The sequence below is a fragment of the Delftia sp. 60 genome, from assembly GCF_002754395.1.
GTDB classification, from domain to species: Bacteria; Pseudomonadota; Gammaproteobacteria; order Burkholderiales; family Burkholderiaceae_C; genus Comamonas; species Comamonas acidovorans.
On sequence record NZ_PEFD01000001.1, the window covers coordinates 2,699,060 to 2,717,561 of the forward strand.

At 59.8% G+C, this 18,502-nt stretch carries 20 protein-coding genes and 1 pseudogene; 13 read left to right on the plus strand and 8 right to left on the minus strand.

Annotated elements, in window-relative coordinates; all coding sequences use genetic code 11:
• Positions 1-29: 29 nt before the first annotated feature.
• Positions 30-827 (minus strand): hypothetical protein, encoded by a 798-nt coding sequence (locus tag CLV01_RS12155; protein ID WP_143290076.1) that lies wholly within the window; start codon positions 825-827, stop codon positions 30-32.
• 109 nt (positions 828-936) lie between these two features.
• Between CLV01_RS12155 and CLV01_RS12160 the strand changes: the two genes are divergently transcribed.
• Positions 937-1,140 carry a hypothetical protein gene (locus CLV01_RS12160; protein WP_257221270.1) on the plus strand — a complete coding sequence of 68 codons (204 nt, stop codon included), beginning with the start codon at positions 937-939 and terminating at the stop codon, positions 1,138-1,140.
• 82 nt (positions 1,141-1,222) lie between these two features.
• Complete coding sequence (locus tag CLV01_RS12165) at positions 1,223-1,348, plus strand: hypothetical protein (protein ID WP_016449625.1); 126 nt, start codon at positions 1,223-1,225, stop codon at positions 1,346-1,348.
• A gap of 73 nt (positions 1,349-1,421) precedes the next feature.
• Here CLV01_RS12165 and CLV01_RS12170 read toward each other — a convergent pair whose 3' ends face one another.
• The 4 genes from CLV01_RS12170 to CLV01_RS12185 are packed head-to-tail and all read right to left on the minus strand — an operon-like array spanning position 1,422 to position 4,337.
• Positions 1,422-2,108, minus strand: coding sequence for a hypothetical protein (locus CLV01_RS12170; RefSeq protein WP_257221271.1), 687 nt, complete (start codon positions 2,106-2,108; stop codon positions 1,422-1,424).
• Positions 2,109-2,136: 28 nt separating this feature from the next.
• A complete protein-coding gene (locus tag CLV01_RS12175) occupies positions 2,137-2,880 on the minus strand; it encodes a hypothetical protein (RefSeq protein ID WP_099734206.1) in 744 nt (247 codons plus the stop codon).
• Between the two features lie 36 nt (positions 2,881-2,916).
• The gene (locus CLV01_RS12180) at positions 2,917-3,615 is read right to left on the minus strand and encodes a hypothetical protein (RefSeq protein ID WP_099734205.1); all 699 of its coding nucleotides are present in this window, start codon (positions 3,613-3,615) and stop codon (positions 2,917-2,919) included.
• Positions 3,616-3,638: 23 nt separating this feature from the next.
• Positions 3,639-4,337 (minus strand): hypothetical protein, encoded by a 699-nt coding sequence (locus CLV01_RS12185; RefSeq protein WP_099734204.1) that lies wholly within the window; start codon positions 4,335-4,337, stop codon positions 3,639-3,641.
• A 122-nt stretch (positions 4,338-4,459) separates the two neighbouring features.
• Here CLV01_RS12185 and CLV01_RS12190 point away from each other — a divergent pair, with 122 nt between their 5' ends.
• The 5 genes from CLV01_RS12190 (at position 4,460) to CLV01_RS28690 (ending at position 10,338) form a co-directional block, all read left to right on the plus strand.
• A complete protein-coding gene (locus CLV01_RS12190; RefSeq protein ID WP_257221272.1) occupies positions 4,460-5,110 on the plus strand; it encodes a S24 family peptidase in 651 nt (216 codons plus the stop codon).
• 534 nt (positions 5,111-5,644) lie between these two features.
• Positions 5,645-6,931 carry an ABC-three component system protein gene (locus CLV01_RS12195; RefSeq protein WP_218968180.1) on the plus strand — a complete coding sequence of 429 codons (1,287 nt, stop codon included), beginning with the start codon at positions 5,645-5,647 and terminating at the stop codon, positions 6,929-6,931.
• A gap of 3 nt (positions 6,932-6,934) precedes the next feature.
• Positions 6,935-7,420, plus strand: coding sequence for a three component ABC system middle component (locus CLV01_RS12200; protein ID WP_099734202.1), 486 nt, complete (start codon positions 6,935-6,937; stop codon positions 7,418-7,420).
• Positions 7,417-9,357: a DUF3732 domain-containing protein gene (locus CLV01_RS12205; protein WP_099734201.1), complete on the plus strand. Its 1,941-nt coding sequence runs from the start codon at positions 7,417-7,419 to the stop codon at positions 9,355-9,357. The genes CLV01_RS12200 and CLV01_RS12205 overlap by 4 nt, the downstream gene beginning before the upstream one ends.
• 702 nt (positions 9,358-10,059) lie before the next feature.
• On the plus strand, positions 10,060-10,338 hold the full coding sequence (locus tag CLV01_RS28690; protein WP_099734199.1) for a hypothetical protein: 279 nt from the start codon (positions 10,060-10,062) through the stop codon (positions 10,336-10,338).
• A gap of 32 nt (positions 10,339-10,370) precedes the next feature.
• Here the strand turns inward: CLV01_RS28690 and CLV01_RS12215 are convergent, their stop codons facing one another.
• From CLV01_RS12215 to CLV01_RS12225, 3 genes are all read right to left on the minus strand, one after another.
• Entirely contained in the window at positions 10,371-11,474 is a 1,104-nt protein-coding gene (locus CLV01_RS12215; RefSeq protein WP_099734198.1) for a porin, read from the minus strand.
• A gap of 137 nt (positions 11,475-11,611) precedes the next feature.
• Positions 11,612-12,469 (minus strand): substrate-binding domain-containing protein, encoded by an 858-nt coding sequence (locus CLV01_RS12220; protein ID WP_099734197.1) that lies wholly within the window; start codon positions 12,467-12,469, stop codon positions 11,612-11,614.
• 66 nt (positions 12,470-12,535) lie between these two features.
• On the minus strand, positions 12,536-13,510 hold the full coding sequence (locus CLV01_RS12225; protein ID WP_034391632.1) for a Bug family tripartite tricarboxylate transporter substrate binding protein: 975 nt from the start codon (positions 13,508-13,510) through the stop codon (positions 12,536-12,538).
• 111 nt (positions 13,511-13,621) lie between these two features.
• Here CLV01_RS12225 and CLV01_RS12230 point away from each other — a divergent pair, with 111 nt between their 5' ends.
• The 6 genes and pseudogenes from CLV01_RS12230 (at position 13,622) to CLV01_RS12255 (ending at position 18,377) form a co-directional block, all read left to right on the plus strand.
• A complete protein-coding gene (locus CLV01_RS12230) occupies positions 13,622-14,524 on the plus strand; it encodes a LysR family transcriptional regulator (protein WP_063326697.1) in 903 nt (300 codons plus the stop codon).
• Between the two features lie 170 nt (positions 14,525-14,694).
• Positions 14,695-15,846 carry a hypothetical protein gene (locus tag CLV01_RS12235; protein WP_143290075.1) on the plus strand — a complete coding sequence of 384 codons (1,152 nt, stop codon included), beginning with the start codon at positions 14,695-14,697 and terminating at the stop codon, positions 15,844-15,846.
• Between the two features lie 10 nt (positions 15,847-15,856).
• Positions 15,857-16,342 carry a hypothetical protein gene (locus CLV01_RS29525; protein ID WP_257221273.1) on the plus strand — a complete coding sequence of 162 codons (486 nt, stop codon included), beginning with the start codon at positions 15,857-15,859 and terminating at the stop codon, positions 16,340-16,342.
• 34 nt (positions 16,343-16,376) lie between these two features.
• Positions 16,377-16,554, plus strand: a pseudogene (locus CLV01_RS12245) (ABC transporter permease); the annotation flags it as partial.
• Positions 16,555-16,768: 214 nt separating this feature from the next.
• Positions 16,769-17,350 (plus strand): FMN reductase, encoded by a 582-nt coding sequence (gene msuE, locus CLV01_RS12250; RefSeq protein WP_013803333.1) that lies wholly within the window; start codon positions 16,769-16,771, stop codon positions 17,348-17,350.
• A 43-nt stretch (positions 17,351-17,393) separates the two neighbouring features.
• A complete protein-coding gene (locus CLV01_RS12255; RefSeq protein WP_099734195.1) occupies positions 17,394-18,377 on the plus strand; it encodes a DUF1852 domain-containing protein in 984 nt (327 codons plus the stop codon).
• Positions 18,378-18,502: the final 125 nt, after the last annotated feature.

Below are 18,502 nucleotides of genomic sequence, written 5' to 3' on the forward strand. Positions count from 1 at the left end.
ATGCTTCTTGCGGCATGGTGATGGGAGTACTACTTTGGCTGATAGGCACGGGCCCCGTTTGCTACCCACAATTTATGGCTCATTCCATAGTAGCCAATGGCTCCTTGCGTCATCTGCTTTTTTGCGGCATCCGTGCCGTGCATCCGGTAGATGTTTCTGATGTGCTCGACCTCGCGGATGTATTGGCTTTCCATGGCGGCATTGAGGGATGGGCGCAAGGGAATTCTTGCAGCAGGTAGCTCGTCTAGCATGGACCTGATCGAGATCAGGAGATGTTGGTGCTCCACCAATTGTTCAGGCACTGGTTGGCCGCATGCTGCCAGTGCCAAGTCGACGATCCGGCTTGCGTATGGAAGGCTGGGGCGGCGGTCCTCCAGCATGGCGCGGTATTCAGGGGCTGGGGCCAGCGCCGCCAGGAGTGCACCCCAGTTGGACTCTCGCCAGCCATAGCAAAAAAGCAGATCGTGTAGCAGCGATCTGTCAAAGGCATTGAGGCTGGTGCGAAGAAAATACAGCGAGTCCAGCGGCTCGCAGCGTACTTCGGGGTACAAGGACAGGAACTTGCGGTAGGTGCTGCCCCCGTGGTGGATCGTCTTGAGCAAACGAAGAATTCCACCATTGCTGATCTGCAGGGTTTGAAAAGGTGCAATGCTGATGAATCCAAGGGCATCGCCTGCGAAATAGCGTGGCGTCATGTCATGGGAATGGCTCTGGGGTAAAAATAAATCATCCTTATGAGATAATTTTGTGAAAATTAAATATAGTAAAAAATGGATATTTATCATCCTGGGGATGGCGTTGATTACGGTATTGATTTTGCTGTTCATGATACCAAAGAAACAAGGTGAGAGCATCAGCCCGCGAGGCGTTTACAGGGTTGAGTACTATTACGTGCCATTAGCCCAGAAACTGATTTATCACCAGATGAAAATGCCCATGACTGTGCGTCTTTATGAAGTAAAAACAGGTAGACTTATTTCTGAAAGCGCTGTGGTGGATCTTTGGCTGAATGGCTCAATATATTGGTATCTTGAACCGCCAATGAATAGCATCATGGTGGGGAATGATGTGATATTTGAAAATATTCCAAGGGAGTGCCAAGATTGCCCAAGATTAACTCTTGAGCAAATGACAAATTAGGTCATCGTTGCCAGTAGATACGGACTACCGCCCACAACACATCCCGCTGCGCCGCCGTCTCCACATCCAGTCAGCTCTAGTCATGAACCTCAACAACGTCTTCGACAAGCGCTACTGGATCCCCGGCTTTGCCGAGCAAAACGGCAACAACGACTTCGGCGACCCGCGCAACGTCATGTTCACGCTCAAGTACACGCCGCGCATCTGAGAGACAGGCGTGCGCGGGGACTGAGGGCACGGGCCGTGCGCGCATTCCCACCACGGCCCAACTCAGGCCCAACTCAGGCCCAACCCCCGCCCAACTGCTCCAGCGTGATGCACGCCAGCCACCTGCATCCATCCGATGGCCAGGCGGCGTCATCCGAGATGCAGCGCCCGGTGGCGTCCATCTGGATGCGGGTGACGTGGCGGTTGGCGGCGGGCCTTGAGCGGCGGGCGGGCATGGCCAGCAAGGTTTCGGGTAGCGGCTGCGCTGGTGGATAGGGTTCGAGGCGCGTGAGATTGTTTGCAGAGCGCAGGCGCAGCGGTGATCGCTCCATGCCGATCACCCAGGTCCAGAAGAGCGCCGGGTGGCGAAACCTGTGACCTGGCATTTCCAGCAGCAGCATGGCGCTGCCGCCCCGCTGCATGGCTTGGGCACAACGCAGCGGAGCGAGGGCGGGGAAATTCTCAAGCTGCGCTTTCCAGCCGGGCAGCAGCAAAGCTAGAACCTGCGCCAGCTCTTGCGGGCCGGGCTGTGGCGTCAACTGCAGCGGCAATTGCACCTGCAGCCATGCCCGTTGCCGCAGCACGGCAGCGCATCGCCTTGCACACCACCAGGCGCCCAGCGGATCGGGCAGGCACTGGGCATCGGGAACCGTGGGCAGTGTGGCCCAGCGCGTCTTGCGCGTCTGTGTACCCACCTCGTAGCGCCATTGCGTATCGAAGCGCAGGCCGGGCATGAAGGTACGAATTGGAGACCTGGGCATGTGCATTGCGGCTGCAGATCCACCACCGTCAGGCCGGTGCGGGCCTGGCTGCAAGCGTGACCGTGCCAAGCCACTGGCATGGGTGCCACGGGCCGCCCGCATCATGCAGGAGGCAGGTCCCGTCGGCTTGCACCTGGATCCGGGTGGCGTACCCGCTGGACCAGGGCAGGGTCGAGCCAAAGGGCAGGGCAAGCAAAGTCTTGGGAGGCGCCATGGCCTGCGCACCCGGTGACGGCAATGTGTCGGACGCAACGCAATCGTCGGTGCACGACAACGGCAGCTCCGGCTCGTACCCCACCACCCAGGCCCAGAAAATGCCCGGCTTGGGCCCTTCGCACTCCGGTGACTCCAGCATCAGCAAGGCACTGCCTCCCTGCTCGACTGCCTGGGCGCACAGCAAGGGCGTCCGGGCGCATTCAGCAGGTGCCTGCACGTCCCAATCGGGCAGCAGCACATCAAGGATCTGCGCCAGCTCCTCCACGCCGGGAAGCGGGGGCAGGTGAACGGGCAGCCGCAGGAACAACCAGTGGTGCTGCTCCAGAACCACGGCGCACCGGCGAACGCACCACCAGGTGCCATAAGGGTCGGCCGGGCCAGCAAGGTCGGAGGCCATCGGCAGCTGTGTCCAGCTGGTCTTGCCGGCTTCCGCACGCCTTTTGTATTGCCAGTGACCATCAAAGAGCAGGCCGCTGATGAGGCGTTGACCGGGACTACTTGGCTCCAGCGGAATTTCCCGCTCGTACTGCTCTGGCGTGAGATTGGAGTTCTGCATTTCTTTGGGTCAGGAAAGCCGGTCAGAAAAAGCCGGTCAGGAGAAGCTGCCGTTGACGGCAATGTCGTTGCTCAGTGGCTCCAGCGTGATGGCCGCCGTGCAGCGGTATCGGCTTGCGCGCGCATCCAGGCCATCCACATCACACAGCCCCTCGCCATCCACCGTCACCCTCAAGGCGTGATTCCATGCCAGGGGCGAGCCGAAGGGCCAGATCAGCAGCGCGCCAGGGCGCCCGGGCATGTCAAAGGCTGAAATGCGCTTGGCACGCTGGAACCTCTCGTGCATTTCCACGCCGATCACCCAGTCCCAGAAAACGGCTTGCACGCCATCGCTCGAAACCTCGGCCTGCAGTTGCAGCAAAGAGCAGCCACCGGCAAGCAGCGCATCGGTGCTGCGCAGCAGCGGCGCCTGTGTCGAGGGGTCATCCAGCACCTTCACGTTCCAGCCCGCAAGCATTGCGCCCAGGGCCAGCGCCACATCGCCACATTCCGGCTGCGCAGGCAGGCCCGAGGGCAGATGCGCGGAACGCCAGGGCCTGCGATTGAGCACTGCAACGCACTGGCGCACGCACCACCAGGCCCGCTGTGGATCTGCTGCAGCCATGCCGCCGGCCCGGGTTGCCGGCAGCCGTGCCCAATAGGCTCGGCCTGAGGGCGTGAGCGCCGAGTAGGTCCACAGTCCGTCAAAGCGAAGCCCTCGGGTGAAACGGTGGGTGAGGTGCGTGGTCTCATCCATGTGGGACCTTGTCTTGGTGGACTTCAACACGGTGCGTGCCCCGTCAATGGCCCTGCATTGCCGCGTTGCGCGGGCGACAACGTGATTGCAGCCAGGCAGCGGCACTCGCGCCACTGCCCGTCAATGCCATCCACATCGCAATGCCCGTCGCGGTTCACCTGCACCCGCGCCGCATAGCCGCAGGCCCAGGGCATGCTCCAGCCAAAGGGAATGGCGAGTAGCGCGACGGGGCGGGGTGCACGGCATGACGGCCATGGCTTCACCGGCGCGGGCAGCATTCTCTGATGCATCTCCACACCAATCACCCAGGCCCAGAACGTGCTCTGCGGGCACCGGTTCAGCGCCTCTGACTGCAGTTGCAGCACGGCCCCGCCGCCCGCCAACAGCGCCCGGGTGCAGGACTGCAGCGGACTGTGCCCGGCCCCTGCGCTGAGCTGCACCTGCCAACGCTGCATCAGCGCGTGCAGAGCCAGCGCCACATCTTCCGGCCCCGGCCGCAAGGGCATGCCTGGCGGCAGATCCACCGACTGCCACATCTCCCGCCGCAGCACGGCAGCGCAGCGCCTCACGCACCACCAGGCGCCATGCGGATCGGCTCTGCCCGCATCCGGCTGCCCCAGCGGCAGCCGCAACCAACAGGCCCGGTCCGATGGCGCGCGGGCGGCGTACTTCCAGCGCGCGGCGAAGTGCAGGCCGGGAGTGAAGTGGTGGGTGATGTGCATGGATTCCAAAATTGCGGCCAATCGCGATGGCTGATGAATTGGTAGATTTCTTAAATTAATACAGCAATGCTTTATTAAATCAAGTATTGGTTTGTATCAATTGTTAAAAGCAGAATCCAGCAATGCTTGAGAAAACAGCGAAGCTGATGCGGGTCAGACTGGAGGCCGCGTTCGCCCGGTGGCAGCCTGTGGATGGCAAGAAAACCAAGAAACGCCTTGCCGAGCTGTGCGAGAAGGAGTTGGGCGTCAAATGCACTCCCCAAGGCGTCAATGGCTGGTTCAAGACGGGCCGCATGGACAAGATGTGGCTTTCCGTGGTCGGAAGAATCCTGAACGTAGACCTGCTTTTGGACGTTGATGTTTCCGCAGATGCCACGGTCTCGGCCGTGGGGCGCGCCTATCCTCTGAGCTTCACGGGACCGTCTCGCCGCCGGAGGATTCGCCTCGTGGAGTTCGGAGACGACAGCCCTTCACAGGGTGCTTTCTTCCTTCAACTCGATGGCGACTCCATGTTCCCCGAGTTCCGCGAAGGTGACCGTGTGCTGATCGACCCTGCCGTCACGCCGCAGCCCGGCGACTATGTAGCCGCCAAGACCGGAAAGAATGAAACCCTGTTTCGCAAGTACCGGCTGCTCGGCCACGATGACGGCGGCGAGGAGGTTTTCGAACTGATACCGCTCAACCAGGATCACCCCGTCATGCGCAGTGACAACTACGGGCTTTCCGTGATCGGAACCTTGCTGGAGTTGCGGCGGAAGTTTCCGCGACCTTGAGCCTAGGATCTGCCAATATGCGCAGTTCCGTGAATACCGGCTTGGAACGTAATGCGACGCGGAGCATTTCCTCAGGACTGGTCGACCGGCTTGGCCAGTCGTCCAGCGTCTGGTCCGATATCTACTCATTTTGTGACGCTCATCTGTTGCCGACAGGTGTCGACTTTGCAGCGTGAGCGGTCTGTCGTCTGATGGCGGGCTGGGCGGAACAGTGGGATAGCGCTGAACTCCCCACCAGCGGTCGTTCGCGTTAGCCAGCAATCGACCCATTGCGGTCGGTCGAATCGCCTCCGTCAACTCCTGCTGTGCAGCGGTTACCGACGTTCGGGATGTACTCTTGGTCGGCCGTTGTCGGCCGTTGTCGGCCATGAGCAGACGCTCGCCCTTGGGGCACAATCGGCCAGAAGCGGACATTCATCAAGGGTTTATTTTGAGATTTGGGAGCGCCTACAAAGGCGAGGGGGCGGTTCAATGGTTGCTAATTTGGCCTTTAGCGTAGTTTGAGGTAGTCCTTAGCCACCTGAAGCAGGCTTGATGGATGGCACTCTTGTATCATTCTGTGATTTTTTATTGGATCGCACACAGTACCAGGGAGGCTTGTGGTCTAGAATGGATGTAGCAGATTCGAACACTGTTCATGATGCATCGGCGGCTGCACTAGGGTTTTACTATCAGAGCCAATATGCGCTACTGATGTTGGTACGGCTGAGAACAGATGATGCTGCTGTGGCCATTGAGCGGCTTGATGACGTTGAAATCGAGTCCAATGGACAGTCCTTGCTGTATCAACTCAAGCACTCCATACAGGAAAACCCGCCTCCAGTTACTCTCGCATGTGTGGCGCTATGGAAGACCATCAAGGTATGGATAGACGCCATTCCTTTGGTATCGCTCGCTGATACGAGGTTCCACCTCGTCGCAGTGGGCCCCGTACCCGACAGCTCTCCGTTGATGGCACTGTGTGACGAGGAAACGGATCGAGAGCCCTTGCTCAACGCAATGCTTGAGGAGGCGCAGAGGGTTGTCGCAGAGCGTGCGGACGACCGAGTAAAAAAAGTCAGTCTCCGCCATGCTGCTCGCGCCAAAGGCTGTGAGGCCTTTCTCGCGCTTGACCCGACCATCAGATCCAGTCTGCTCAAACGAATCTTCATAAAGCCTGATGAAGTCACCGTCGGAGAGATTCCTGCTGAATTATCCCGACACTTGCATTTGATGCCCAAAGAGCACCGTCTACGTGCCGCTGAGAGCCTGCTTGCATGGTGGGATTTGCAAGTGGTCTACACGCTGTGTGGTAAACGCGACCGGGTTGTTCACCGAAGTGAAGTAGAGCACACCCTATCGTCGATCATTCCCCAGTTGGACGAGGACAAGCTGACTGCTGACTTCGATATGGTGAGCCATCCAGACGACTATCAGGCGGACAGCATGCTGTACCGTCAGATCGCTTTGGTTGGCGGCCAGCCCTCGGACATCAGCAAAGCCGTTCGTGAGCAATGGCGGGCTGCACACCAGCGATCAAAATGGATTCGTGAAAAGCCTCAACTACGCTCGAAGATCGCCAAGTACGACGACAAGCTCAAGGAGTCCTGGTCGGATATTCACACCCGGATGGTCGAAAATTGCGAAATGCGCAGCCCCAATGAGATCGCATCCATGGGGCTTGATGTCTTGCGTTGGACTCATGATTTTGCGCCGAAAGAGGTCGAGCCGATCTCATCAAGCTGGAGCGGTCACTACTACGTGCGAGGAACCTACCAGCTACTGGCTATCGATTTGACGGTGGGGTGGCATGCCCAGTACCTGACGCTTCTCAAGGAATAGGGAATGGCCATCACACACGATATCTATGCCGAAACCAACCCGGCATATTGCGCCGCATTGCTGACACATTTCGTGACAGGGTATCTGTCGTTTGGAACCAGCGCTCCTGACATCACGTTGTGCTACGCGGCTCTGCCGGTAGCACTCTCGGGTGACCTGGCTTCAACCTTTGATCGCACCAATCGAAGTACTGGCTTATTGGAGTGGCTGCACCGTAGCCCGGTCATTCAGATCCGGCTCGCGGACAGGATTAACGGCTCACTGGAAATTGTGACCGAAGCAATCCAATTCGCCTGCTTCAGCCAGTTGTTAGCGCTCAACCCTGAAGGCCGTGTAGTTCACGGGGCGTCCTCGATGCCTCGACATCTCACCGCGCAATTGAGTGAGGACACTCAACAAATCTTCAAGAAAATTCACCGCTTGGGTTACTGGTTTGCCTCGGCGGGTACTACACGGACAGTATTCGACATGATGGGGCTGAAGCTATGAGCCGCTGGAATATTTCAAACATTTTTTTCATCGGTGAGGGTGGTCGGCTGCGCGACCTTCCGCTGAAATTGGGTGAGGTGAATATATTCACCGGTGCATCCGGCACGGGTAAATCCACCCTGATCAAAGCCATTGATTACTGCCTTGGCTCCAGCAAATGCGAGCTGGCGGCGCATGTGAAACGACATAGTCTCGCGGTGGGTGTGAAATGGGTGCTCGGAGATGCGCAGATGATTACTGCGCGGATAGTCCCGCCTGTGGGGCAGGCCACCAGCACCAAAATGTACGTGAGCAACGGACGAGATCTGCCAATTCCAAGCCACGTCGAGCAGCTTCAAGGCTTAACGACACTTGAGGCAGCAAAAGGCTTCATTGAGCGCGCCTTTGGGATTGCTGGTGTGCCCGATGCTTCCGATGATAAAACTGCCCGTAAATGGCGCCCCACGGTACGTCACGCGACGGCTTACATGTTCGTGCCCAAGGATGTCATTTATAACGAAACTGCTCTTCTGCATGGGCTGGATCAGGCTGATGAAGCCCCGGCCATTGTCGAAACGATGCCCTACTTCCTCCGCGTTGTGAGCGAAGATTCGGTGCTCAAGGAGCGGCGCCTGCGTGAACTTCGCAAGCAGCTTGAGCGAGAGGAGCGGCAGCAACGGTCTCGCCAGGCAGCCGGTAGCGACTACAAAAAGCACGCTTTGCGTTTGCTGCATGATGCAAGCCGAAGTGGCTTGTGCGACACCCCTTCCCAGGAGTCTTCCGAGAAAGAATTGGAGGGCGTGCTCAAACGCGTTCAGCGCTCTGCCAGCAGAATCGGTTCGAACCCGAATGAGAGTGAACTTGGCAAGTTGTACGACACTCGTCGTGGCTTACTGAGTACCCTTGAGCAAACGAAAAGGCAATCACGTGCGACCAGCTCGGCCCTTCAGGACATGGTGAGGTTCGAGGGGACGGTGCGACGCCAATATGAAAAGCTGAAAATTGCGGAGCATCTCAAGCCAGCGGCAGACACGTGCCCGGTGTGTGACAGTCCGACCGAACGTGGTGCTGCAATCTCCAAGGCTATCCGCCACTCCATGGCCGTCATTCGGTCGGAGAGTGTGGCGGTTGAGAACGTGCGCCCTCGACTGATCGAGCACCAAGACTCGTTGGATATGGAAATTGATCGCCTGAACCGCCAAGTGAATGAGGTTGATGAGCGCATCAAGACCTGGATTCGCCAGAGTGAGGAGGCTAAGCAGTTGAACACCTTGGCCCAGTACCATGCGAACCTGCAGGGCAAGGTTTCACAGTTTCTGGAGATGAATCCAACCACGCCGCAGCCTGGGGCAGACTTGGGTGTCCTGCGAGACCAGATCCAGAGTTTGGAAGGGCAAATCGACACCGAAGCCAAGGAAAAACTGCTGAGGTTTGCCGAGCGCAAAGTGTCCGAATACCTGTCAGAAGCGTTCGGCCAGCTGCCTACTGTGGCTCCCTGTATTGGGGCCGACCTTCAGTTTTCCTCCAGACCACCAGATGTCGCGATCATCGAGCAAGGCTCCAGGGCTGTGTTGCGGCTGCATGACGCCGGGTCGGACGAAAACTATCTGGCTATTCACATTGCCCTGTCTTTCGCGCTGCAGAAGTACCTGGGAGAGATCAACTCGCCAGTACCTGCCTTTCTTGCGTTTGACCAGATCAGTCGGCCCTATTACCCGCAACGTGGGGAAGACGAGTCGACCATCGAGGAGAACGAAGAGGTCTCAGCCATGCGCCGGCACCTCGACTTCCTTTTTGATGAGACAGCTGCTCAAAAGGGTCTGCAGGTGTTGCTGATCGAGCACGCGTTCTTCGGTGATGACCCCCGGTATGTCAATGCCACTCGCATGCGATGGAACAAGAAGTCAGAGGATGCTCTGATTCCTCGAAATTGGCCTAGGCGGCCAGACACTATTTGACAGGCCGCAACTGCGCCCGTCATGCGGCGAGCGTTTTGGTAGCTCATGCTGGGAATAGTCCCGTGGCTGGATAGTGGGCTTCCAGCATGGCAGAGCAGAATAAGTAGTCGCTAATGATGAGATTAAGCTTAATGATCATGAGCGACTGAAGCGCAACGACGACTGCGAGGTAAACAAGGATGGTGGACTTCATCCGCACCATCTCACTGTGGGACTGAACATCCTTAGTCAAACAGACCTTGGAGAAAGTTGAATCGCTGGGGATTCTCGCTGTCTCATACACCCGAGGTCAGCCCCTGCATGACGACTTTGTGAACGGCAAGCGAGGTAGGGTGGGCACATTTCTGCCCACGCGGATGAAATAACCTCAAAAAAGCAGTGCCAATTTTCAGATGCACCAACCAGTGCTGCATGTCTCAACTGCACCTGGCGTGGGTCACCAAGCGCCCTCCCTGATATCCCAATTTCCGCTTTGGGTCGTAAGCACCAGTTCTCAGCTTACGAGAGCTGCCGTTCAGTTGTCTGGCGCACTGCGATCCAGCAAGTTTCCGGTTTCGGCGTACAGCCGAAGTCCGGTCAGAAAGCTGGGCAAGGTCTGGTAGCGGCGGGAGAGGTCACAGGCTTGCCAAAGCCCAATATCGCAGATCAGCCTGAAGCCGTCGCTCGAAAGTCTTCGCGCGACAACTACAAGAAGGGCAGTTGATGAAAAACGTACTTCGAAGGGGCGCGATCATGGCTTTGCTGGCAACTCTGGGATGCAGCCAGTCGCCGAGTGGGCAATGGGAAGCGACGCAAAGCGTCGATGTTCTGCTGAAAAAAGGCGATCCACAGACGGTGGCATTTGTCCTCAACGCAGGGGACGTTTGCGCACTCGGCCAGCAGTGGAGCTTTGAAAAAGAGCTGCGTTACAAGGAAGTGATCTGCCCCCAAGGCAAGGGCTGGATCACTTCCGACACGCCGTTCAAAAAGCTGAGCGGCTGAGTTGGCAATGGGGCAGGTGCTCGCAGCGCCCCTCAGAAACTATGCATCAACCCCGCAGTCACCCCCGTAGCCACATCCTTGTTCTGCCCGCCCTGAAACCCTCCACTCCAATGCGTGCGGTCCAGTTCCGCATACAGCTTGCTGCGGCGCGAGAGCTTGTATTCCGCAAACAGCAGGGCGCGGGTGTAACCGTCTGCGGCGCGGCCGCTGCGTTCGCGTTCCACGCGGTACAGGGCGGCGGTCAGGTCGAGCGTGCTGCGGGCGGACCAGGTGGCGCCCAGCGAGTGCACGCGCTGCACGGTGCGGCTGGTGGTGGCGTTGGTCTGGCCGTCGCTGCGCGCGGTGTTCAGTGCAAGGCGCAAGTTGTCCCATTTGTAGGTTGCGCCCAGGGTGGCGGCTTTCAGCTCCCATTGGTCTGCGGTCTTGAAGCGCTGGTAGGCGCCGGAGACGGTCCATGTCTGCGTGCCATAGGCCAGGCCTGCGCCGGCCGATGAGCGGGCGGAGCCGCCTTGCGCCGTCTCGCCAAAGCTGTACATGGCGCGGGCGGTGAGGCCGCCGAAGCGGCCGGTGTACTTGACCGAGTTGTCCAGCCGGTACGAGCCCGTGGTGGCGCCCGCGCTGCCGTATTCCACGCCCAGGCCGTGGCTGCTCAGGGCCGCTGTGGCGATGTTGGGGTTGAAGGCGGCGAAGCGCATGCCTACGGGGTCCACGGGGCTGATGGCATCTGCCAGCAGGTTGGTCTGGCGGCCGGCCGTGACCTGGCCCCAGCTGCCGCCCAGGCCCACGATGGCTGCGCGGTCGAAGAATTTGCTGGAGTTGGCGGTGGTGCCGGTGTCCAGGTTCAGGCCGGTTTCCAGGTTGAACAGGGCGTACATGCCGCCGCCCAGGTCTTCGCGGCCGCGAAACCCGAAGCGGCTGGTGGTGTTGACGCCGCTGGACAGCGCGGCGCCCGAGGTGTTGCTGGCCGCGTTGGCGGCGGTAAGGCCGCTGGTGTAGCGCACGCCGGTATCGGCAATGCCGTAGAGCGTGATGCTGGATTGCGCAAGGGCCGACAGCGGTGCGGCGGCAAGGGTGATCAGCACCAGGGTTTTGGTGTTCATGGGTGTGGCGAGGGTGATAGGGCTGGGCAGCGGCATGCCGCAGCAGTGCCGTTGCAATGCCGCTGAACGGAGGTCGAACCGGGGAGGGGTGAAGGCCCCCTGTGTGTCGAGGGCCCTGAGGGCCCTGAGGGCCTTGAGTGCCTAGAGGGCCTTGAGGGCTCAGGGGCCTGCCGTCAGGGCTTGGCCGCCGGCTCCATGCCCGTGCTGCGCACGATGGGCGCGGCGGCGGGGGCTGCCAGGAAGCGGATCAGGTGGCGCGCCGTCTCAGGGCTCTTGGCGCCGGTGGCCACGCCTGCGGAGAAGAAGACGCGCTGCTGCACTTCATCGGGCAGGGGGCCGACGAATTCCAGCTCCTTGAACGGCAGCAGTTCGCTGACCTGCTGGAAGCCGATGTCCGCATCGCCACGCAGAACCACGGCGCCCACGCGCTCGCTGAGGATGCGGGTGGCCTTGCCCTTCATCTGCTCGGCCACGCCCAGGCGCGGGAACAGTTCGTTGGCCAGATAGGTGCCGCTGGCGCTGGCCGAGTAGGCAATGGTCTTGGCATCCAGCAGAGTTTGCTTGAGCGCGTCCACGGTGCTGATGTCGGGCTTGGGCGTGCCCTTGCGCACGCTCATGCCGATCATGGAGCGCGCCAGGTCCACACGGCTGCCCGCTTCCACCTTGCCTTGGGCGGCCAGATTGTCCAAGGCTCCATCCGCGAGGATGACGATATCGAACTGCTCGCCGCGTGCCAGGCGGCTGGGAATGGAGTCCTGCGCATTGCCCATGGAGGCGCCGCGCGAGGTGACGACCTTGTGGCCCGTGGCCTGCTCGTACAGGGGTATCAGCTGGTCATAGGCGGCAGAGAAGCCGCCCGAGGTGACCACGCGGATTTCATCTGCGGCGGCGGTGGAGGGCGTGGCAGCGCCCAGGGCCAGGCCCAGGCTGAGGGCGCCGCCCAGCAGCGCGCCCAGGGTGCGGCGGCGCAGGGGGGATGGCACGGAGGACTGCAGATAGGACTGCTGGGGGGTGGAACGGATGGCGGTCATGGTTTGTCTCCTGGTTTTTTATGGTTGGGGGATGGCTGCCGAGGCTGCTGAGACAGCCAAGGGGGATCAATCGGCGGTGATTTTTCGCTCGCGGATGATGCGGCCCCACTTGGCGTGCTCGGCGGCGATGAACTGGCCCAGTTCCTCGCGGGTGCCCGGGGCGGCGGTCTGGCCGTGCTTGAGCAGGTTGTCGCGCACTTCGGGGGTGTTCAGCACCTTGACCAGCTCGGTGTTCCAGCGGTCCAGCAAGGGCTTGGGCGTCTTGGCGGATGCCACGAAGGCGTACCAGTTGGTGGCGTTGAAGCCGGGGAAGCTCTCGGCCACGGTGGGCACGTTGGGCAGGTAGGCCGGGCGCGTGAGGCCCGTGGTGGCCAGCGGGATCAGCTTGCCCGATTCGATGTGGGGCAGGGCCGTGGGCGGGGCTGCGTAGAAGGAGGTCACGCGGTTGCCCAGCACGTCCTGCAGGGCGGGCGCGCCGCCCTTGTAGGGCACGTGCAGGGTGTCGATCTTGGCGACATCGTTGAGCAGTTCACCGGCCAGGTGCGATGCGGAGCCGGGGCCGGTGGAGGCGAAGTCCAGCTTGCCGGGTTCGCGCTTGGCCTTGGCCACGTATTCGCCCAGGGTCTTGATGCCCGTGGCGGCAGGCACGACGAGTACGTTGGGAAAGTTCACGCCCATGGTGATGGGGGCCAGGTCCTTGAGCGGGTCGTAGCCGATCTTCATGAAGTGCGGTGCGATGGCCAGCGGGCCGATGGAGCCGAAAAGCAGCACCGAGCCGTCGGACGGGCCATTGGCCACCTGCGTGTGGGCCAGGTTGCCGCCCGCGCCGGGCTTGTTTTCCACGACCACGCTCTGGCCGATGTTCTCGCCCAGCTTCTTGGCGATGATGCGCGCGGCAATGTCGGCCGAGCCGCCTGCGGCGAAGCCGACCACCATGACCACGGGTTTCTTGGGGGGGAAGTCCTGGGCCTGGGCGGTGCCCACGGCCAGGGAAAGAAGGGCGGCCAGGGCGCCGCCTGCGATCAGTCTGCGTTGGTGCATGTCGTCTCCGTTTGTTGGTCTTGCCTGCCTGCAGGGGGCAGCGTTATCAAGGGCGCCATCCTATGCAGCGGGTGTTATTCTGTGAATTGCAACTTTTGGAAGGACTGTTGCGTGCAGCGCATCAAATTCGACATGGGGGAATTGATCGCCTTCGTGACCACGGCCGAGAAGGCCAGCTTTCGGCTGGCCGCAGAAGCGCTTTTCCTGTCGCCGCCTGCCTTGAGCCGGCGGGTGGAGCGGCTGGAGTCCGTGCTGGGCGCGCGGCTGCTGGAGCGCACCACGCGGCGTGTGGAACTGACCGAGGTGGGCCATGAGTTCCTGCAGGAGGCGCGCAGGGCCCTGGCCGGCCTGGACGAGGCCGTGCAGCGCGTGGATGACCAGCTGAAGCTGCGCCGTGGCAGGGTGACGGTCGCCTGCGTGCCTTCGGTGGCCACCAATCTGCTGCCGCCCGTGCTGAAGACCTTTGCCGTGGAGCAGCCCGATGTGCAGGTGCACGTCATCGACGAGAGCGCGCAGCAGGTGGTGGAGGCCGTGCTGCGCGGGGATGCGGACTTTGGCCTGAGCTTCACGGGCAGCCAGGAGCCGTCGCTGCGCTTTGAGGCGCTCACGCGCGAGCGCTATGTGCTGGCCATGCCGCGCAGCCACGCCTGGGCCGGGCGCAGCCAGGTGGAATGGGCCGAGCTGGCGGGCAAGCGCCTGGTGTCCGTTTCCCACAAGAGCGGCAACCGGCTGCTGCTGGACCAGGTGATGGCCGGCCTGCCCGAGCAGCCCGTGGCCTGGCACGAGTGCAACCACGTCACAGGCGCCCTGGCCCTGGTGGAAGCCGGCCTGGGGCTGGCCGCCGTGCCCCAGCTGGCCCTGCGCCAGGACCACGCCCAGGTCTGCGGGGTGCCCCTGACCGCGCCCGATGTGTGGCGCACGCTGGGCCTGCTGCAAAGGCGTGACCGCGTGCTGGGGCCTGTGGCGCAGGCGTTGCGGGAGTGCCTGGTGCAGGCACACATCCTTCAAGGCTGAGCTGCAGCACGCTTTGCATATGCGGCATATGCGGCATATACGGCATATCGGGCCTGCAATGCCGGCTCGTTCCTCGCTTCATTTGGCTGAATCAAGGGCGGCAAGCGCCTGTATGCCGGGATTTGCTGCGCCTATGGTGCTGGCCGTGGCAATTTTTTGCACTTTGGCGCATGAGATTTGACTGTGGGCGCAACGGCATCGCGTACGGCCCCTGCAAACGCCCGCATAACCTGAAAAATCCACAGGCGAGGCGTACGCCGGTCTACCGCGCACAGTTGCCACTCCCATGGCAATTGCGCAAGCCCGGTGCGCCGCGTTTTCGCACGCAGGCCAGGGACTTTCTTTTCAGCAACAGCCCGTCATTGGAAATAGCCACCGAAGGCAAGCCAGGCAGCGCTTTTTTTCGAGATTGCACCAATGACAACACTGCCATGAGCGAATTCACAGACAGCTCCCGTCCTTATATCGACCACACCAAGGCCTTCAACCGGCAAATGGCCAATGCCATGAACAGCCGACAGGCAGATGTACTGGTGCTCACGCCCCAGGAGTACGTAGGCATCCTGCAGGACAAGGCCCGCCGCGACCCGCGGCTGGCCGAGCGGTTGCATGGCATCCTGGCGCAAAGTGCACTGGGGCGGTACTGGCGCCAGACAGTCAGCCCCGGTGCCGAAAAGCCCGTAACCCTTCCTGCGGCATTGGCTGCAACCGACAGCTATCTGATCGCCAAGACACTGATCGCACTGGGTATTGCCGGGGCAGGTACCTACATCAAGACAACGGCCAAGGGCTCCTACATCATCATCAAAGGTCGAGCAGGCTTTCGGCATCAGTTGCTGCAGGGCACACGCTTTTTGGCCACGCACCCACGCATGATCCAGATGGGCCTGGGAATGCGTGGCCTGCAGAACGTGGCCAAGGGCGGCTTCATCCTGAGCATCGTTGTTTCCACTGCCGTCGAGACGCTGGACTTCATCTTCAATGACGAGAAGACCATGCATGATCTGGTAGGCGGGATTGGGGTGGAAGCGGTAAAGGCAGGGCTGGCGACCTCGATAGGACTTATAGCTGGATTCATGGTGCCGATAGTAACGGCTGTCGCAGTTGCTCCTTTGTTTACCATGGCTGTGGTTGTATTTGTTTCTGGAATTGCCTTGAATATGATGGACAGGAAATTCAAAATAAAGGAAAGAGTTATTGATTCCCTGAAAAGTATTCCTGGGGGAACTGATGTCGGGCTGTATTTGTTGAAATCCGATGAATGCAAGCCGCTCGGAGCGCCTGACTTAAACTTGAACATGGTTTCTCATAAAATCAAATGAATGATAAAAAATGCATGATTTAAAAAGAATTCGTGGGATGATCATTTGGGTAATACCGTTTTGCATCGGTCTCTTGTTGATGGGGTTGTGGGTTTTGGATGTTGGCTTGATTTCTGCAATAGAGGAAATTTCGGAGAGATCGGCGATGGTAAGAATAACTCCCGGAGCACCTCTGTCAATTTACATCATCATCATTTCAATCGTTGTGGCTATTGGTTCAGTGCTTAAAGCCATTCCATGCGGTGCTTCGGTGGCGAAAATTATTGACCGCATTTTTTGCATGAGCAATATATTTGGAGCCTCCTTGATTGCTGTTTGTATTTTTGTGCTTACTCCGCTGCAATACTACGCTATGCCAAAAATGGGTTATGTGCGTTGCAATATTTTGGAAGATCACCCCAATATGTATTTCACTGATTGGGTCAAAAAACCAGAATGGTGCGTGAGTGGAAAAAGTAGGGAGTGGGTCAGGGAGCAGGCCGCGGTTGGCAGATAAGAAGAGGCTCTGAGCAAGCATTCAGTACTGGCCCAGCAAGACGGGTGCGCTGGAGGCCTATGGCAAGCAGACCCAGGCCGGGTTGCTGATGGGCTGGAGTACGCCACGGGCGGCAGCATGGGAAGCTGGTGGTGATCGAGAAGGACGACCAGAGCAAGCCCGACCTGGGCAAGAGCCTGCTGGCCACGGCGTATTCCGATGACAAGGCCGATGGGTAAGAGGGGCGGGATCAAGCCCGAGCATGAGTGTGGCTCATGCATCTGTGAATTAAAACCATTTTACTTCATCGATCCGCATCCATACCATTCGCTCCCATTGTTCGTTTGCATTTTGGGAGGCAGTCATGGACATCACCACATCCTCGGATCGCATGGAGGCCAGAGCCGGCTCCCGCGCTGAACTTGGCCATCTCGCGTGAGCGCAGCCATGTCACGTCCACTCCGTCTGGTCGCCGTTTCCGGTGGACTGCAACGCCCCTCCAAATCTGCCGCCCTGGCAGAGCATCTGTCTGATCTGATCGCCGACGAAGTTCCGTGCGAACAACGCCTGGTGGAACTGGGCCAGCTTGCGCCGCAGCTTGCCGGCGCGGTGTGGCGCTCGCAGTTGCCCGAGAGGGTGGAGCGTGAGCTTGCGGCGGTGGAGCAGGCGGATGTGCTGGTGGTGGCCACACCGGTCTTTCGTGGCGCCTATACCGGGTTGTTCAAGCACTTCTTCGACTTCGTCCACCAGGATGCCTTGATCGACAAGCCCGTGCTGCTGGCGGCCACCGGTGGCAGTGAGCGCCATGCCCTGGTGATCGACCACCAGCTGCGGCCGCTGTTCAGCTTCTTCCAGGCGCGCACCCTGCCGCTGGGTGTCTACGCGACCGACAAGGATTTCGTGGACTACCGCCTGCACGACGAGGCCCTGATACAGCGGGCCGCACTGGCGGTGCAACGGGCATTGCCGCTGGTCGAGCTGATGCACCGCGCCAGGCCCTGCCTGGCCGAGGAAATGGCTGCGGCCTGAGTCAACCCACTTTTTTATTTCTAAATCAGGTCAATGGATCACCATGAACGCAGAACTGCACTTCAGCCTCAAGAGCATCCGTTTCGATGAGAACTATCACCCATCGGACAGCACGCGCATTACGACCAACTTTGCCAATCTGGCCCGGGGAGCAAGCCGGCAGCAGAACCTGCGCCATACGCTGAGGATGATTGACAACCGCTTCAATGACCTGGCGCATTGGGACAATCCGACGGGAGACCGCTACTCAGTCGAGCTGGACATCATCTCCGTGGACATGGGCATGAGTGCCGAGATGGGAAGTGGCGTATTTCCGCTGATCGAGATATTGAAGACCAGCATTCTCGACAGAAAATCGAACAAGCGCATAGCCGGCATTGCAGGGAACAATTTCTCATCCTACGTGCGTGACTATGACTTCAGTGTTCTGCTGCCGGAGTACAACATCAACCGCCAGGAGTTCAGCACGCCGGACGATTTTGGCGACCTGCATGGCAAGCTGTTCAAGCAATTCGCCCGTTCGAGCACGTACAGGGAGCACTTCAACAAGCCCCCCGTCATCTGCATCAGCGCCTCTACCAGCAAGACCTATCAGCGCACCGGAAACCAGCATCCCGTACTGGGTGCCGAGTATCAGCAAAATGAGCTGTCATCGACGGACCGGTATTTCGGGAAGATGGGAATGCAGGTTCGATTTTTCATGCCGCCCAATAGCGTTGCACCCCTGGCTTTCTATTTTCAGGGCGACCTGCTGGCCGACTACACGAATCTTGAGTTGATCGGCACCATCAGCACCATGGAAACCTTCCAGAAGATTTACCGCCCCGAGATCTACAACGCCAATTGCGCGGCAGGAAAAATCTATCAGCCGAGCCTGAAGAACCATGATTACTCGTTGACGCAGATTGTCTATGACCGCGAAGAGCGCAGCCAGCTGGCCGTCAAGCAGGGCAGGTTTGCGCAGGAGCATTTCATCAAGCCGTACAGGAATGTTCTTGAGCAATGGGCTGCCGATTGCGCGCTCTGACCGGCCAGACAGACAGACAGACAGACAGACAGACAGACCATTTTTCATTGATTGCACAGCGGCTTTGGGACAACGCTCCTGAAGTACGCTGGCACCCCCCCTCTTTGCCTTGAAGGAATTCTCCG

Bases quoted from the DNA above. Each gene is read 5' to 3' on its own strand.
- CLV01_RS12155 (WP_143290076.1), bottom strand. From the start codon at position 827: ATGAACAGCAAAATCAATACCGTAATCAACGCCATCCCCAGGATGATA.
- CLV01_RS12160 (WP_257221270.1), top strand. From the start codon at position 937: ATGACTGTGCGTCTTTATGAAGTAAAAACAGGTAGACTTATTTCTGAA.
- CLV01_RS12165 (WP_016449625.1), top strand. From the start codon at position 1,223: ATGAACCTCAACAACGTCTTCGACAAGCGCTACTGGATCCCCGGCTTT.
- CLV01_RS12170 (WP_257221271.1), bottom strand. From the start codon at position 2,108: ATGCCCAGGTCTCCAATTCGTACCTTCATGCCCGGCCTGCGCTTCGAT.
- CLV01_RS12175 (WP_099734206.1), bottom strand. From the start codon at position 2,880: ATGCAGAACTCCAATCTCACGCCAGAGCAGTACGAGCGGGAAATTCCG.
- CLV01_RS12180 (WP_099734205.1), bottom strand. From the start codon at position 3,615: ATGGATGAGACCACGCACCTCACCCACCGTTTCACCCGAGGGCTTCGC.
- CLV01_RS12185 (WP_099734204.1), bottom strand. From the start codon at position 4,337: ATGCACATCACCCACCACTTCACTCCCGGCCTGCACTTCGCCGCGCGC.
- CLV01_RS12190 (WP_257221272.1), top strand. From the start codon at position 4,460: ATGCTTGAGAAAACAGCGAAGCTGATGCGGGTCAGACTGGAGGCCGCG.
- CLV01_RS12195 (WP_218968180.1), top strand. From the start codon at position 5,645: ATGGATGGCACTCTTGTATCATTCTGTGATTTTTTATTGGATCGCACA.
- CLV01_RS12200 (WP_099734202.1), top strand. From the start codon at position 6,935: ATGGCCATCACACACGATATCTATGCCGAAACCAACCCGGCATATTGC.
- CLV01_RS12205 (WP_099734201.1), top strand. From the start codon at position 7,417: ATGAGCCGCTGGAATATTTCAAACATTTTTTTCATCGGTGAGGGTGGT.
- CLV01_RS28690 (WP_099734199.1), top strand. From the start codon at position 10,060: ATGAAAAACGTACTTCGAAGGGGCGCGATCATGGCTTTGCTGGCAACT.
- CLV01_RS12215 (WP_099734198.1), bottom strand. From the start codon at position 11,474: ATGCCGCTGCCCAGCCCTATCACCCTCGCCACACCCATGAACACCAAA.
- CLV01_RS12220 (WP_099734197.1), bottom strand. From the start codon at position 12,469: ATGACCGCCATCCGTTCCACCCCCCAGCAGTCCTATCTGCAGTCCTCC.
- CLV01_RS12225 (WP_034391632.1), bottom strand. From the start codon at position 13,510: ATGCACCAACGCAGACTGATCGCAGGCGGCGCCCTGGCCGCCCTTCTT.
- CLV01_RS12235 (WP_143290075.1), top strand. From the start codon at position 14,695: ATGAGATTTGACTGTGGGCGCAACGGCATCGCGTACGGCCCCTGCAAA.
- CLV01_RS29525 (WP_257221273.1), top strand. From the start codon at position 15,857: ATGCATGATTTAAAAAGAATTCGTGGGATGATCATTTGGGTAATACCG.
- msuE (WP_013803333.1), top strand. From the start codon at position 16,769: ATGTCACGTCCACTCCGTCTGGTCGCCGTTTCCGGTGGACTGCAACGC.
- CLV01_RS12255 (WP_099734195.1), top strand. From the start codon at position 17,394: ATGAACGCAGAACTGCACTTCAGCCTCAAGAGCATCCGTTTCGATGAG.